The following is a 13,554-nucleotide window of genomic DNA, read 5'->3' on the forward strand; positions in this document are numbered from 1 at the left end:
ACACCAGTAGTTGGTACTCGATTAGTCCGGGGCTTTTTCCGGGCCTCTACCTTGTTGTACTCAGTCCCTCAGAGGCGCACTACTTGGTTTGGGCGCAACACTCCCACGGGTTACTCCAGTGATTGGCCAAAACCCGTGCGGTGGCGGGGTCAAGTGGCGTGGTGGGTGGTTAGTGAGTACTCGAGGAACACTGCCGTCAATGACGGACAGCAGCCCCGAGATCTTCGCGACGGCGGATGCCCAACTTGGCGTAACTGCGGTAGAGGTGGCCCTCTACCGTGCGTACGGACACCATGAGTTTCTCCGCGATCTGGCGGTCGGTGAGCCCTGAGACTGCCAACGCCACGATGTCCTGCTCACGGCGGGTCAACGGCACCGAGCGGTCCGCTTCGGTGCTGGGGTCATGGACGAGGGCATCACCAAGGCTGGCTTCGCTGACATCGCGCAGCACCGCTGCCTGCCGGGCCTCCGGTCGCTTTCCTTCGGCGTCGAAGGACAACGCCGCTTTATCGAACGCCACGGCGGCTGGTCCGGGCATGCCGGCCGCGGCCAGAAGGTTGCCGGCGTTGACGAATCCTTGGCCGTCAGCGCCCAGATGTGCTTCCGCCAGGGAAAGCCATCCGGCGGCCCAAGCACCTGACATGGATGGTGTGATCCCCTTGATGGACTCCATGGCCTGTACGTCGCCGAGCTCGGCACGGAGCACCAGGTTTTGCAGCAGGACACCGGGCTCCTGATGCAGCCGTATGGATTCCGGGAGCTTCCTGAGCTTGTCCAGCCCTGAGCCTTTGGCCACCAACTCCTGGCCGGCCAGGGTAAAAAGTTCCGCAAGGGCCTCCACGTAGGCTCCTCCGGCCGCTGCACCGGCCTGCTGGCCTGCCTGGCCAGCCTGTTCGCCGGCCAGGCGCTCAGCGAGCGCGGTGTCGCCGGACCTCGCCGCGGCGTAGAACGCGAGTGCATTGCCCAGATTCTTCAGCTGTTGGGGGTCCCTGACCCTGAGTGCCTCGACGGCCGGAGTCACCAGCTCCGCGGCCTGCTCCAGCCTGCCTTGACGCAGCAGTGACAACCCTTTGAGGGTTTGGATGTCCCCACCAAAGACGATGAGACCCATGGCCGATCTCGCTGAGTAACGTTCCAGGGCAGTCCCTGCGGCACCCCAGTCCCCCGCTCCCAGTGCGGCAAGGGTGTAGCGCGCCAGCACAAAGTCGCTGAAGTACAGGAGGTCATCAGCCTGCTCGTCCAGCAGCGCCAACGCTTCACGGCCGGCGTCGAGGGCCTCCACGGCCTGGCCCTCGACCGTCAGGAGTTCGCACTGGATGGCCAGGAGGAATACCCGGTTCATGACAAAATCCGGTTGTTCCGGGCTGAGCGCTGCCCCAAACCGCTCCAGGCCTTCACGGACTTCTGCGTAGTGGCCCTCGTGGGCAAGCGCCGCCAACTCCAGTGCCTTGGCATGCCGCCCCACAAGCCCCACCACGGGGTCTGATTCCGGAAGTCCGTTGACGAGGGCTGCCGCCGCGGTCCGGGCATCGGCCACGATGTCCGGCGATGAGTCACCCATGGCCGCCCGCGCGGCGGCCCACAAAAGCCCTGCCCCCAGGGGACCCGACGGATCGGCGTCCAAGTACCCCAGGCCCTCTTCCAACAGCCGCACCGCAGTGCCAAAGTCGCCGTCGTTGTAGCTGACCATGGCCATGACTGCGCGGGCGCGCGGGCGCAACGCCTCGGAGCGGACCTTGCCGGCTGCTGCCAGCGCCAGGGGGTTCTGGAGCAGTTTTGCAGCCAGGAAAGCTGCCTCCAGCAGTTGTTCATCATCGACGTCGGCGCCACAGTCCAGCGCCCAGCTCACCAACCGGAGCAGCCCCTCGGCCGTGGGCGGCTCCGCGATCAGGTGTTGGACCATGCGCTGGCGGATCTGGAGGCTGCGGGCAGGCGAAACAAGCTGGCGCAGCGCCTCGCTGTACATGGGGTGCCACATCTTGAGGGGGCTTCCGGGCCCGTTGGTGGACAGCACCAGCCGGCTGTCCATCAGCGCCCGCACGGTTTCCCTGCCAACTTGTGTGTCCAGCACGGCGGCAGGGACGGGTTCGGAGAGAGCGATGACGTACATCGCCTCCCTCTCAGCCTCGCTGCTCCGCAGTACACGGTTCCGCACTACCTCGGCCAAGCCTTCGCCGCTGCCCGAGAGGGCTCGTGTCAGGAACCAGACACCGTTCCGCCGCACCAGGTTTCCGTCCGCCCTTGAGTCGTCCAGGAGGCAGCGAAGGAGTAATGGATTGCCCTCGGACACGGAGTGCAGCACGTCCGCGGCACTGGCCATGACGGTTCCGTCCAGTGTCTTCTCCGCGAGCTCGGTGACGCCCTCATGGTCCAGGGGATGAAGCTCCAGCCGCTCGGCGAGGCCGTCGTACCACAGCTGAAGCAGCGCGGGGGGCAGACCCGGGCGAGGCCTGCCCGTGGCCACGAGCCTGGCCCACCCTGCCGTCACCAATTCGGCCAGGATCTGGGTGCTGCCTTCGTCAAGGTCGTGGGCGTCGTCCACAATAAGCAAGAGCCGTGCACCTTGGCCGCCACGGCGTTTCTCGAACTGTGCCCAGAACTCCCGCAGGATCGCCACCGGCGAGGTAGCTTGTTCCACAGGCAAGTCCAGCAAATAGGGCGCCAGGACACCGTAGGGCACAGCAGACAATGCGGGGCTTCCGTGGACCCGCATTACCACCATTTCCCCTGCCAAGCGGCTCGCAATTTCGGCGGCAAGGGCCGTCTTTCCGATGCCGGGGTCCGCTACCAGAAGCACAGCCCCCGCACCTTCCTGGCGCAGGATCTTCATGGCCAGTTCCAGCTCGGCGTCCCGGCCTACAAGGTGCTCAGCCCGCATGGGCGCTCCGCACTTCTACAGTGTTGCCTGCCTCATAGGAGCCCATTGAGCTCGCCTCGAGACGAAACACCCAACTTTGTGAACACCTGGTACAAATGGCCTTCGACAGTTCGCACAGACACCCCAATATCCATCGCGATTTCACGGTTGCTGACACCCTTCCCGGCGAGTTTAGCAATTTGGCGTTCCCGCTCCGTCAATACCGGCGCGTCGCTGCGCGGTTGTATCGGCAACGCGGACACGGAATGCTCCAGCCGTTCCAGCCTCAGCTGCGCCGTGCGGGCAGCGGTTGTCTCACCCGCGTCCCGGGCAAAGTCCAGTGCCATGGCCACGCACCTGGCCTCGACCACCAACAGGTCCAGCGCGGCAGCGGCGTCGGCTGCCTCCAGCAGGGACCGTGAACTCCTGTCCAGTGCACCGCGGGCGAGGTTCCCGGAAATCCGGGCCAGTGGCCCCTGGCGGCGCCCGGCAATATCCTCGAGCAGCCGGTACTCTTCGTCGGTGCCTTCAACCGTGGCGCCGAAGAGGCAGATGCCGGCAGTGGTCACCCGCTGTTTCTCGACGTCGTCGCGGACCCGGGCCAGGAGCCGCTGCTTGACGTCCGGATCCCCCATCCATCGCCCCGCCATCTCGGCACAGAAATCAGCCACGGATTCGGAGAAATAGGTTCCCTCGCCACGGCATGTCCTGTACAGGTCCAGATAACGGCCCGCTTCCACGGAATTGCCCACCTGCGCATAGGCAAAAGCGGTGGCAGCGTAGGCTACCTTGTTCATGTTCATGGCCGGGCGGAGTTCCAGCTGGGCAACCGCTGATCTGAGGGGCTCAATGGCACTGGCAGGTTTACCGGCGTAGGCGTAGGCGAGGCCGATGCCCAGTTCAGTCAGGGCACCCCTGTACTGAAGCCGCGACGACCGGGACGGTGTGCGGCGCATGAGTTCGATGCATTGCCTCCACTGCCCGGACAGCAAGAGGACCAGGAAAGCGTGCTTGGCAAAGGCTTCTTCAAGCTGGGCAGGCCGGTCAGTATCGCCCAGATGCCGTGAAACGGTCCGCGCAAGTTCCTGCGCCTCAAGCTCCCGGCCCAGAATGCAGCGGGCCTCAACCAGGAAGAACGCCGACCTCAACCAGTGCTCCCGGTCCACTTGAGGATCCTTGGCCAGTTCTTCCTCCAATTGATCGATGATGGAGGCGTACTCACCCATGTAGGTGTTGTACTCATAACTGCACAGGTGAAGGCGGTTATAGGCCTTGGCCACTGTCTCAGGCGGGTAGTTGCCCGCCATGGCCCCGAGAGTCTCAAGTCCGTCGGAGATGACCCCCGGCACCATGCCCGCCCGACCATCAATCCACGTCATTGCCTGGCATTTCGCGGCGGTTACTTCCGCGAACTCCACCGGGTCCAGCGCGGCAAGGTGGGACTCGGACACCTCATCCAGAGCCTGGGCGGCGTGCAACGGCAGGTCCAGCATGAGGTACGCCGCAGCTTTCAGCCGCTGCCCCGGGACCCACTCTTCGTCTTTGGGATCCAAGGACAGCGTGCACTGGATGGCAAAGTTGGGATCGTAGTTGTCCAGTGCTGCGCGTCCGGCTGCCAAGGCGTGGGCAGGCGAGGGCATTGGTTCGTCTTCGCAGGAGTGCATCCATGCGGCATAGCTCAGGAGATCCTGCGCGGCGAGGCCCTGCAGTTCAGGCTCTTTGGGGCCATGAAGCATCAGCCGCAGTTCGCGTCTGCGGCGGGTGCTCAGCCAGCTGTGGACCACCTCGCCCACATAGGGATCCCTCAGGGATACCCAGTGGTTTTCGCCCCGTTCAACGGCGAGCAGCCCGGAGTCTTCCATCTCTACCAGAACTTCGGTGCCAAAGATGCCTGCCAGGTCCACCAGGGTTGCACGCTGCGCACAGGCGAGGATTTCGACGACGGTCCTGCTGGCCTGTGTTTCGCGCGCCAGTTTGGAGCGGACGAAGTCCTCCACCACCGTGGCGCCCTCCAGTTTGATCCGGTCGCGCAGCGTCCAAACGGAATCGTTGAGTACCAAGTTGCCGGTTTGCCGCTGCTCTTCCAGGAGGGCATGCAACAGCATCGGGTTTCCGCCCACTGCCGCGTGCAGCGAACCAACCAGCGTTGATGATACGTAGTGTCCCAGGACCGATCCCAACACCTGCTTGGTCTGTTCTTCGCTCAGGGTATTGAGATGGACCTCCCCCAGCTCGCCTTCGAGGACCAGGCGGTGGAAGTCGGCTGGCAGGTCGCTGGCTCGCTGCACTGTGGCAACTACCTTGGCGGTTCCGGTGGCCATGAGGTTCAGCAGCACGCCTGTACTCATGGGGTCCATGCCGCCGGCGTTGTCCACAATGAGAACGGTGTCCCGGCCCGCCGCTTCCTGCCTGATCAGGCTTGTCACTGCATGCAGGATGCCGGTGGGAGAACTGACGGCTTCGGATGGCAGGCGGGCCAGCAGGAAACCCAGGCATCCATACGGAGTTTGGCCATTGGCAACAGTGTTCCGCAGTTGAAGGCTGTGGACCTTGGGGCCCAGCGAGGAGACTACGGCGCGGGCGAGGCCGGATTTGCCGATTCCCCGTTGACCAGTGAGGACCACCCCATACGAATCGGGTGAGTCGAGGAATTTTCCCGCCTTGGACAGATCGCGGCTGCGGGCCAGCAGCGACCACGTTTGCCTGTCCGTTGGTCCGCCCACAAGATCGGGAGCCGCAGCCCTTGCTGCGCCTCCCCCGCCCTTGTTTAGCAACTCCGCCGACATTCGCATCCTTCGCTACACATCCGCGACAGTCCCCCACCGCTTACCTGCGTACCATGCACACTACCGCCGGGCGCCGACAGTTTGTAGGCCTTAGGGTCTTTGGGACCGTCAGGCTTTCCTCAGGCTTACCTCAAGATTCGCTCAAGCTTTGGCGGGGTGGTGTTTCTGCTGCGCAGACAACAAGCCCTGGTCCATCAGCAACTGCACGGCGTCGGCGGCCTCGTCCACCAGGAACGGCAGTTCCTTCTTTTCGGCGGTGGCGAAATCCCGGAGGACGTAATCGGCGGTCTCCATCCGGCCCGGAGGCCGCCCCACTCCTACGCGGACGCGCAAATAGTCCTTGGTGGCGAGAGCTTTGGAGATGTCCCGCAGGCCGTTATGCCCGCCCTCGCCCCCGCCCAGTTTTAGCTTGACTGTGTTAAAAGGAATATCGATTTCGTCGTGGACCGCTATGACATGGTCCGCGGCGATGTCGAAAAAGTTGCACAAGCCCGCAACCGGCCCCCCTGACGTGTTCATGTACGTCATGGGCTTGGCCAACACCACACGGGGGCCACCGATACCCAGCCGGCCCTCCACTACCTGGGCCCGGGCCTTATGGACCTTGAACTTTCCGCCCATGCGGGCAGCAAGTTCATCCAGCACCATCTGGCCCACGTTGTGCCGGTTGTTGCTGTACTCACTGCCGGGGTTGCCGAGGCCGACAATCAGCCAAGTGTCACTCATGGTCTCATCCTAGGGAACGTTTCGATGTATCAGCGGGAACTGATGCGCCGGCGGGACTGGTCTTGAACAGGGCAAGGACAAAGGAAAGTGGCCGGGACCCGAAGGTACCCGGCCACTCAACGGCTTGCGCCTCAAGCAGTCACAAGACTACTCAGCGGCCGGTGCTTCTTCTTCAGCCTCGGAAGCGGTCTCAGCGATGCGGACCACCAGGGTGTCGCCTTCGGTGAGGAGGGTGGAACCCTTCGGCAGGACGAGGTCGGAAGCGTGGATGCTCTCGCCGGCCTTGAGGCCTTCGATGCTGACCTCGACGGCGGTGGGAACGTGGGTTGCCTCAGCCTCGAGGGAAACCGTGGTGGCTTCGAGGCTGGCAACAGCACCCGGAGCAACTTCACCGGAAACGTGGATCGCGATGTCGACGGTAACCTTCTCGCCGGCCTTCACGGTCTGCAGGTCAACGTGCTCGATGATCTGCTTTACGGGATCGCGCTGGATGTCCTTGACGAGCGTCAGGTGCTGCTCGCCCTCGACGTCGATCGCCAGAAGGGCGTTGGAAACGCGCACTGCCAGCGTGGTGGCGCGGCCCGGCAGGTTGATGTGGATCGGCTCTGCGCCGTGGCCGTAGATGACAGCCGGGATCTGGCCGGCCATGCGTGCACGGCGGGCGAAACCCTTGCCGAATTCGGTGCGCAGTTCTGCGGTGAGCTTCTGCTCAGACATGTGTACTCCTTGATTACTGTGGCGCCCGGTAAAAGCCGGGCTGGTCTATCAGCAAGGGCGGAGGTCTGGAGACCTTCTACGCCCGGCTGAGGGCGGCCGCTGGGCAGCCGTTCCGCCTGTGTCGAAGGAGATGCAGACCCAGTCGATAACGGAGACCCGCAACCCAGGCCCACGCAACGTGGACCGGATGTGCTCTCCCTCGCCAAGGTATCCCCAAGAGTTTAGCAGCGGAACACGTCCAACATGAAAACGGGCAGCAAAACGGGCCACCCGCATGCCCGGAGGCAGCGGATGGCCCGTTCTGATTCAGGCAGTCTTATGCCTTGCCGTCAAACAGGCTGGTGACCGAACCGTCGTCGAACACTTCACGGATGGCGCGTGCAATCAGCGGTGCGATCGACAACACCGTCAATGACGGGAAGCGCTTCTCGGCAGGGATGGGCAGCGTGTTGGTGACCACGACTTCGCGGGCGCCGGAATCGGCCAGGCGCTGCGCCGCGGGGTCGGAGAAGACCGCGTGGGTGCAGGCGATGATGACGTCCTTGGCACCGGCGTTCTTCAGGACCTGGACAGCACCGGAGATGGTTCCACCGGTGTCGATCATGTCATCGATCAGGACGCAGGTGCGGCCTTCCACCTGGCCAACAACGGTCTTGGAAACAGCCTGGTTGGGAACCGTGAGGTCGCGGCTCTTGTGCACGAACGCCAGCGGGGCGCCGCCCAGTCGTTCGGCCCACTGCTCGGCAACGCGGACGCGGCCAGTGTCGGGGGAAACAACGGTGATGTTGTCAGCCTCAACCTTGGTGCGGATGTAGTCAGCCAACAGCGGGATGGCCATGAGGTGGTCAACGGGGCCGTCGAAGAAGCCCTGGATCTGCGAGGTGTGCAGGTCCACGGACATGATGCGGTCCGCGCCGGCAGTCTTGTACAGGTCGGCAACCAGGCGGGCCGAGATGGGCTCGCGGCCGCGGCCCTTCTTGTCCTGGCGGGAGTAGGGGTAGAACGGCGAAACAACCGTGATCCTCTTGGCAGAGGCGCGCTTCAGGGAGTCGATCATGATCAACTGCTCCATCAGCCAGTTGTTCAGCGGTGCCGGGTGGGCCTGGATGACGAAGGCATCGGTGCCTCGCACGCTCTCGGCCGAACGGACGTAGATTTCCCCATTGGCGAAGTCGTAGGCGTCGATGGGCAGGAGCTCAGTCTCCAGCTCCTTCGCGATTTCCTGCGCCAGCTCCGGATGTGCCCTTCCGGCGGCGAGAATTAACTTCTTCTCTCCGTGTGCGGTAATTTCGCTCATGCCTATTTGCCTTCTTCTATGGTTGCCGGGGATTGTGAGGATGTGGAGGCGGACGCCGGTTCCTGGGCGGCTTCAGCCAAAGCAGCGGAAGAGGTCCCCGGACGGTTGGCAATGACCCAACCTTCGGCGTTCCGCTGCGCGGCCAGGCTGAGGGCGAGGGCGCCTGCGGGAACATCCTTGCGGATGACGGCCCCGGCGCCACTGTAGGCACCGTCGCCTACCGTCACGGGAGCAACGAAGACCGTGTTGGAACCGGTGCGGACGCCCGAGCCGATGACCGTACGGTGCTTCTTCTCGCCGTCGTAGTTGGCCGTGATGTTGCCGCAGCCGATGTTGGTGTCCTCACCGATTTCCGCGTCGCCGGCGTAGCCCAGGTGGGACAGCTTCGAACCGCGGCCGATGGTCACGTTCTTGGTTTCGTAGAACGCGCCGATCTTGCCGGTCTCCCCCAGCACCGTGCCCGGGCGGAGGTACGTGAACGGTCCTACGCTCGCCTTGGCGCCAATGGTTGAACCGGAACCATGCGTGCGGATCACCTTCGCGCCCTCGCCCACGTTGACATCTGTCAAGGTGGTGTCAGGACCCACGACGGCGTCGCGGGCCACTGTGGTGGAACCGTGCAGTTGGGTGTTGGGCAGCAGACGGACGTCTTCGTCGAGGGTCACCGTCGAATCGATCCAGGTGGTGGCCGGGTCAACCACGGTCACGCCGGCACGCATCCAGGATTCGATGATGCGGCGGTTGTGCTCGGCGCCCAGCGCCGAAAGCTGGATGCGGTCGTTGGCGCCTTCAACCTGCCAGCGGTCTTCGGTCACGACGGCGGCAACCCGGCCACCGGCGTCGCGCGCCAATCCCAGGACGTCAGTGAGGTACATCTCGCCTTGCGCGTTGTCCGTGGTCACCTTCGCCAGCGCGGTGCGCAGCACGGCGGCATCGAAGGCGTAGATACCGGAGTTGACCTCGCGGATGCTGCGCTCGGACTCGCTCGCATCTTTGTGTTCACGGATGCCGGTGACAGTTCCGTCTTCGGCGCGGAGGATCCGGCCATAGCCCGTGGCATCGTCCAGGACCGCGGTGAGTACCGTGACAGCGTTGCCCTCGGCCTCGTGGGTGGTAACGAGTTCGCCGAGCAGTTCGCCCGTCAGGAGCGGAACATCGCCGTACGTCACTACGACGGTGCCGGTAAGTTCGGCTTCGGCGTCGAGGGCCTTGAGGGCCACCTCCACTGCGCGACCGGTACCGGGGACATCGTCCTGGTCAACAATCAATGCTTCGGGATCCAGCCCGGTGACGTGCTCGGCCACGCGGTCGCGCTCGTGCCGGACAACAAGCGCCAGCTTCAGCGGAGTGATGGAACGGGCTGCCAGGAGAGCGTGGCCCACCATGGAGCGTCCGCCAATTTCGTGGAGAATCTTGGGGGTCCGGGACTTCATGCGCGTTCCAGCGCCTGCGGCCAAAACTATGACCGCTGCGGGACCGGTGGATTCGGGGCTCACGTACTGGCTCTCCTTGCTCGGTATGTCCCGGGTAACCCGGCTTCGGAATGCTGCCATCCCAATGGACCCAGGCACCGTTCGAGCCGTTCCAGGTACAGAGAGGAGCGCATTTTCCGACCGTTCCGCCCATAGGATTCGAACCTATACTCCACGGCTCCAAAGGCCGGGGTGCTGCCATTACACCAGAGCGGACCGTGCATGATTCACACCATCAAGCAGCAGGGCTTGACGGTTTCCCGGGCTACCGGGATGCACACACAAGAATCTAGTTTGCCATGACCATTGCATGCTTCGCGACTTGACCGCCCGGCACCCCGGCCACGGCGCACTCCGCGATGCCTCCCGCGCCCCTTTCCGACCCGCCATGCCGGGCCTGTAACCGGCCGGTAAGGCATGATGGTCACGTGAGCAAGCGCACTGAACTCCCCCGGCCCGAGGACACCGTTGCACCCTTGGACCAGGTTTCCACCGGCCCTGGAGTCCGCATCAGGATGACCGGCCAGCAGCGCAAATCCCAGCTCATCGGCATTGGCCGCGCGCTCTTCGCTGCCCGCGGCCTGGACGGCACCACCATTGAGGAAATCGCTGCCAGCGCGGGAGTTTCCAAGCCCGTCATCTACGAGCACTTCGGCTCCAAGGAAGGCCTGTACCGGCAGGTTGTGGAGACCGAATTCCGGATCCTGCTGGACTCCATTACCGAAGCCCTCAGTACCGAAGCCAAACCCCGGGTACTGGTGGAACGCGCAGCCCTGGCCCTCCTTGGCTACATCGAAGACCGCACCGACGGATTCCGGATCCTCATGCGTGACGCCCCTCCATCGCAGCCCGAAGGCGCCTTCTCCACACTGCTCTCCCACGTCACTGCCCGGGTGGAGCACCTGCTGTCCGACGAATTCGCCCGCCGCGGGTTCAGCGCCGCAGACGGTGCCATGTATGCGCAGATGCTGGTGGGGATGGTGGCAATGACCGGCCAGTGGTGGCTCGACAGCCGCACACCGGACAAGCGCGCCGTCGCCGCCCACCTGGTGAACCTGGCATGGAACGGCCTCACCGGGTTGCAAAAGGAGCCCGGGCTGCGTTCCGAGGCTTAGGTCCCTCCCTTGGTCACCCCCCCCCACAGCGCCGTCGCCCTCAAGGCACGCTCTCTCACATCCCACGCCCTTAAACCCAACCCTCTCTCACATCCCACGTCCTTAAATCCAACCCTCTCTCACCTCCCATGTGGGCTCGGGTTCGACCGTCGAGGCATTGTCGTCGTTGGGCTGGAAGGGGATGGCGGGTTGGCGAGGTGTCAGGGGTGTGTGCCATGGTGACTGGTTCGTAGGATGAGCTCATGACGGCACCCCAGCTCTATATCACTTTTCCCGGAACAGCCCGCGAGGCGCTTGGCTTTTACGCGAAGATCTTCGGCGGTGAGCTTTCCTTGCACAGCTTTGAGGACTTCAACCGCACGGACGGCCCGTCGGATGCCATCGCCCATGGGGTCCTGAGCGGTGCGGTCTCTTTGTTCGGATCCGACGCTGCCGGCGGTGAAACGACAGTCAAAATCCAAGGCGCGATGCTCGCGCTGTTGGGAGCTGCCGATCCCGAAGTTCTTCATGAATGGTTCGACAAATTGTCGGACGGCGGCCGAATTTTGGACCCACTCGCACCGAAGCCGTGGGGTGCATCAGACGGTCAAGTAGTGGACCGCCACGGCCTCCACTGGCTCATAGGCTACGAAGGGACGCAATAGCATCCACCCGAACCCGAGGGATGTGCAGGAGGGTCGGCCGCAAGCCCGAGGGATGTGAGAGAGCGTCGGAAGGCGGCCCCACCATCACTCGCCGAGGGTTTCAGCGGCCTCCAACCACTCCAGCTCCAGCCCTTCCTTTTCCTCGAGCAACTCCTGCAGTTTGGCGTTGAGTTCCCCCAAGGCATCGAAGTCGCCGGATTCGGACTTCGCTGCCATTTGGGTGTGGAGCTTCTCTTCCTGCTGCGAGATCTTGCCGAGTTGGCGGTCGATCCTGTTGAGGTCCTTGCGGGCCTCCCGCTTTTCGGCTTCGCTGGCACCGGACGGAGCAGCAGCGGAAGCAGAGGACCCGCTGGCAGAGGTCGGCGCGCCGGAGCCCCCACCAACAGCGCCGGATGCAAGGGCGGCTTCGCGCAGCTCGAGGTACTGGTCGACGCCGCCCGGCAGGCCACGGAGTTTTCCGTCGCCGAGCAACGCCATCTGGTTGTCGGTGACGCGTTCCAGGAGGTAACGGTCGTGGCTGACAACCACCAGGGTCCCGGGCCAGCCGTCCAGGACGTCTTCGACGGCGGCCAGGGTGTCGGTGTCGAGGTCGTTGGTGGGTTCGTCGAGCATGAGGACGTTGGGCTCCCCTACCAGGAGGCGCAGAAGTTGGAGCCTGCGGCGCTCACCACCTGAGAGATCGCTGACGGGTGTCCACTGCTTTTCCTTGGTGAACCCGAGCTGTTCCACGAGCTGGCCTGCGGTGAATTCCTTGCCACCCACGCTGAAGGACCGCTTTTCGCGTTCGATGACTTCAATGACGCGCAGGTCGGAGACGTCGTCGAGTTCTTTGACGTCCTGGGTGAGCACGGCGGTGACCACGGTCTTGCCGCGCTTGACTTTGCCGGAGGTCGGCTGGATTTCGCCGTTGAGCAGTTTCAGCAGGGTGGACTTTCCGGCACCGTTGACACCCACCAGGCCAAGGCGTTCGCCCGGTGCGAGCCGCAGCGTGATGTTGTCAAAGAGCTTCTGCCCGCTCTCGCCGCCCAAGAAGTCCAGGGTGATGTTCTCGAGGTCCAGCACGTCTTTGCCGAGACGTGCGGTGGCCATCTTGCTGAGCGCCACCGAGTCGCGGGGATCTGGCACGTCGGCAATGAGGTCGTTGGCGGCTTCGATGCGGAACTTCGGCTTGGCGGTCCGGGCAGGGGCGCCGCGCCTCAACCACGCGAGTTCCTTTTTGACGAGCTGCTGGCGTTTACCTTCGACGACGGACGCCATGCGGTCACGCTCGGCGCGGGCCAAAACGTACGCGGCGTATCCGCCGTCGAACATGTCCACCATGGCGTCGTGGACTTCCCAGGTGTAATTGCAGACCTCGTCGAGGAACCAGCGATCGTGGGTGACCACCAGGAACGCGCCTTGGTTGGCGCGCCAGCGAGTCTTCAGGTGCCGGGCCAGCCAGGCGACGCCTTCGACGTCGAGGTGGTTGGTGGGTTCGTCCAGCATGATGACGTCGTGGTCTTCGATGAGGAGCTTGGCCAGCGCAACGCGGCGCTTTTGGCCACCGGAAAGGGCGTGGACGTTGGCGTGCCAGTCGACGTCGCCCACCAGTCCGCCCATGACTTCCCGGATCTTGGCGTTGGCGGCCCATTCATGGTCTGCGCGGTCGCCGACGATCGCAGCGCCCACTGTCAGGTCGCCGTCGAGCACGTCGCCTTGGTCCAGGTAGCCCACGTTGACATCGCCCCGTTTGGTGACCCGTCCGGAGTCCGGCGTCGAGCGCAGGGCGAGCAGGCGCATGAGGGTCGATTTGCCGTCGCCGTTACGGCCCACCATGCCGATGCGGTCGCCATCCTCCAAACCGATGGTGACGCCGTCGAGGACAGTGCGGGTCGCGAACGAAACGGTGAGGTTTTCGCCGCCAAGCAGATGGGCCAATGGGTACTACTTTCTACTGCTGG

9 protein-coding genes and 1 tRNA gene are annotated in these 13,554 nt (G+C 64.0%); 2 read left to right on the forward strand and 8 right to left on the reverse strand.

Features of this window, described 5'->3' with window-relative positions; all coding sequences use genetic code 11:
- Positions 1 to 196 precede the first annotated feature (196 nt).
- The 7 genes from WBN73_RS03700 to WBN73_RS03730 all read right to left on the reverse strand — a co-directional run bounded on the left by WBN73_RS03700 (position 197) and on the right by WBN73_RS03730 (position 10,071).
- Positions 197 to 2,878, reverse strand: coding sequence for a helix-turn-helix transcriptional regulator (locus WBN73_RS03700; protein WP_337339556.1), 2,682 nt, complete (start codon positions 2,876 to 2,878; stop codon positions 197 to 199).
- A 32-nt stretch (positions 2,879 to 2,910) separates the two neighbouring features.
- Positions 2,911 to 5,643 (reverse strand): helix-turn-helix transcriptional regulator, encoded by a 2,733-nt coding sequence (locus WBN73_RS03705; RefSeq protein WP_337339555.1) that lies wholly within the window; start codon positions 5,641 to 5,643, stop codon positions 2,911 to 2,913.
- A 141-nt stretch (positions 5,644 to 5,784) separates the two neighbouring features.
- Complete coding sequence (gene pth / locus WBN73_RS03710) at positions 5,785 to 6,369, reverse strand: aminoacyl-tRNA hydrolase (RefSeq protein WP_280627533.1); 585 nt, start codon at positions 6,367 to 6,369, stop codon at positions 5,785 to 5,787.
- A gap of 147 nt (positions 6,370 to 6,516) precedes the next feature.
- The gene (locus tag WBN73_RS03715) at positions 6,517 to 7,086 is read right to left on the reverse strand and encodes a 50S ribosomal protein L25/general stress protein Ctc (RefSeq protein ID WP_207596836.1); all 570 of its coding nucleotides are present in this window, start codon (positions 7,084 to 7,086) and stop codon (positions 6,517 to 6,519) included.
- A 316-nt stretch (positions 7,087 to 7,402) separates the two neighbouring features.
- On the reverse strand, positions 7,403 to 8,383 hold the full coding sequence (locus WBN73_RS03720; protein ID WP_011774071.1) for a ribose-phosphate diphosphokinase: 981 nt from the start codon (positions 8,381 to 8,383) through the stop codon (positions 7,403 to 7,405).
- Positions 8,384 to 8,385: 2 nt separating this feature from the next.
- Entirely contained in the window at positions 8,386 to 9,879 is a 1,494-nt protein-coding gene (glmU, locus tag WBN73_RS03725; RefSeq protein WP_207596835.1) for a bifunctional UDP-N-acetylglucosamine diphosphorylase/glucosamine-1-phosphate N-acetyltransferase GlmU, read from the reverse strand.
- A 120-nt stretch (positions 9,880 to 9,999) separates the two neighbouring features.
- A tRNA-Gln gene (locus tag WBN73_RS03730) sits at positions 10,000 to 10,071 on the reverse strand.
- A gap of 299 nt (positions 10,072 to 10,370) precedes the next feature.
- Between WBN73_RS03730 and WBN73_RS03735 the strand changes: the two genes are divergently transcribed.
- On the forward strand, positions 10,371 to 10,970 hold the full coding sequence (locus WBN73_RS03735; RefSeq protein WP_026542776.1) for a TetR/AcrR family transcriptional regulator: 600 nt from the start codon (positions 10,371 to 10,373) through the stop codon (positions 10,968 to 10,970).
- A gap of 242 nt (positions 10,971 to 11,212) precedes the next feature.
- A complete protein-coding gene (locus WBN73_RS03740; RefSeq protein WP_207596834.1) occupies positions 11,213 to 11,614 on the forward strand; it encodes a VOC family protein in 402 nt (133 codons plus the stop codon).
- Positions 11,615 to 11,698: 84 nt separating this feature from the next.
- On the opposite strand, the gene WBN73_RS03745 is transcribed toward WBN73_RS03740, so the two are convergent.
- Positions 11,699 to 13,531, reverse strand: coding sequence for an ABC-F family ATP-binding cassette domain-containing protein (locus WBN73_RS03745; protein WP_337339554.1), 1,833 nt, complete (start codon positions 13,529 to 13,531; stop codon positions 11,699 to 11,701).
- Between the last annotated feature and the right edge of the window lie 23 nt (positions 13,532 to 13,554).

Origin of the sequence: Paenarthrobacter sp. CCNWLY172 (assembly GCF_037402035.1) — a bacterium.
GTDB lineage: Bacteria > Actinomycetota > Actinomycetes > Actinomycetales > Micrococcaceae > Arthrobacter.

Bases quoted from the DNA above. Each gene is read 5' to 3' on its own strand.
- WBN73_RS03700 (WP_337339556.1), bottom strand. From the start codon at position 2,878: ATGCGGGCTGAGCACCTTGTAGGCCGGGACGCCGAGCTGGAACTGGCC.
- WBN73_RS03705 (WP_337339555.1), bottom strand. From the start codon at position 5,643: ATGTCGGCGGAGTTGCTAAACAAGGGCGGGGGAGGCGCAGCAAGGGCT.
- pth (WP_280627533.1), bottom strand. From the start codon at position 6,369: ATGAGTGACACTTGGCTGATTGTCGGCCTCGGCAACCCCGGCAGTGAG.
- WBN73_RS03715 (WP_207596836.1), bottom strand. From the start codon at position 7,086: ATGTCTGAGCAGAAGCTCACCGCAGAACTGCGCACCGAATTCGGCAAG.
- WBN73_RS03720 (WP_011774071.1), bottom strand. From the start codon at position 8,383: ATGAGCGAAATTACCGCACACGGAGAGAAGAAGTTAATTCTCGCCGCC.
- WBN73_RS03735 (WP_026542776.1), top strand. From the start codon at position 10,371: ATGACCGGCCAGCAGCGCAAATCCCAGCTCATCGGCATTGGCCGCGCG.
- WBN73_RS03740 (WP_207596834.1), top strand. From the start codon at position 11,213: ATGACGGCACCCCAGCTCTATATCACTTTTCCCGGAACAGCCCGCGAG.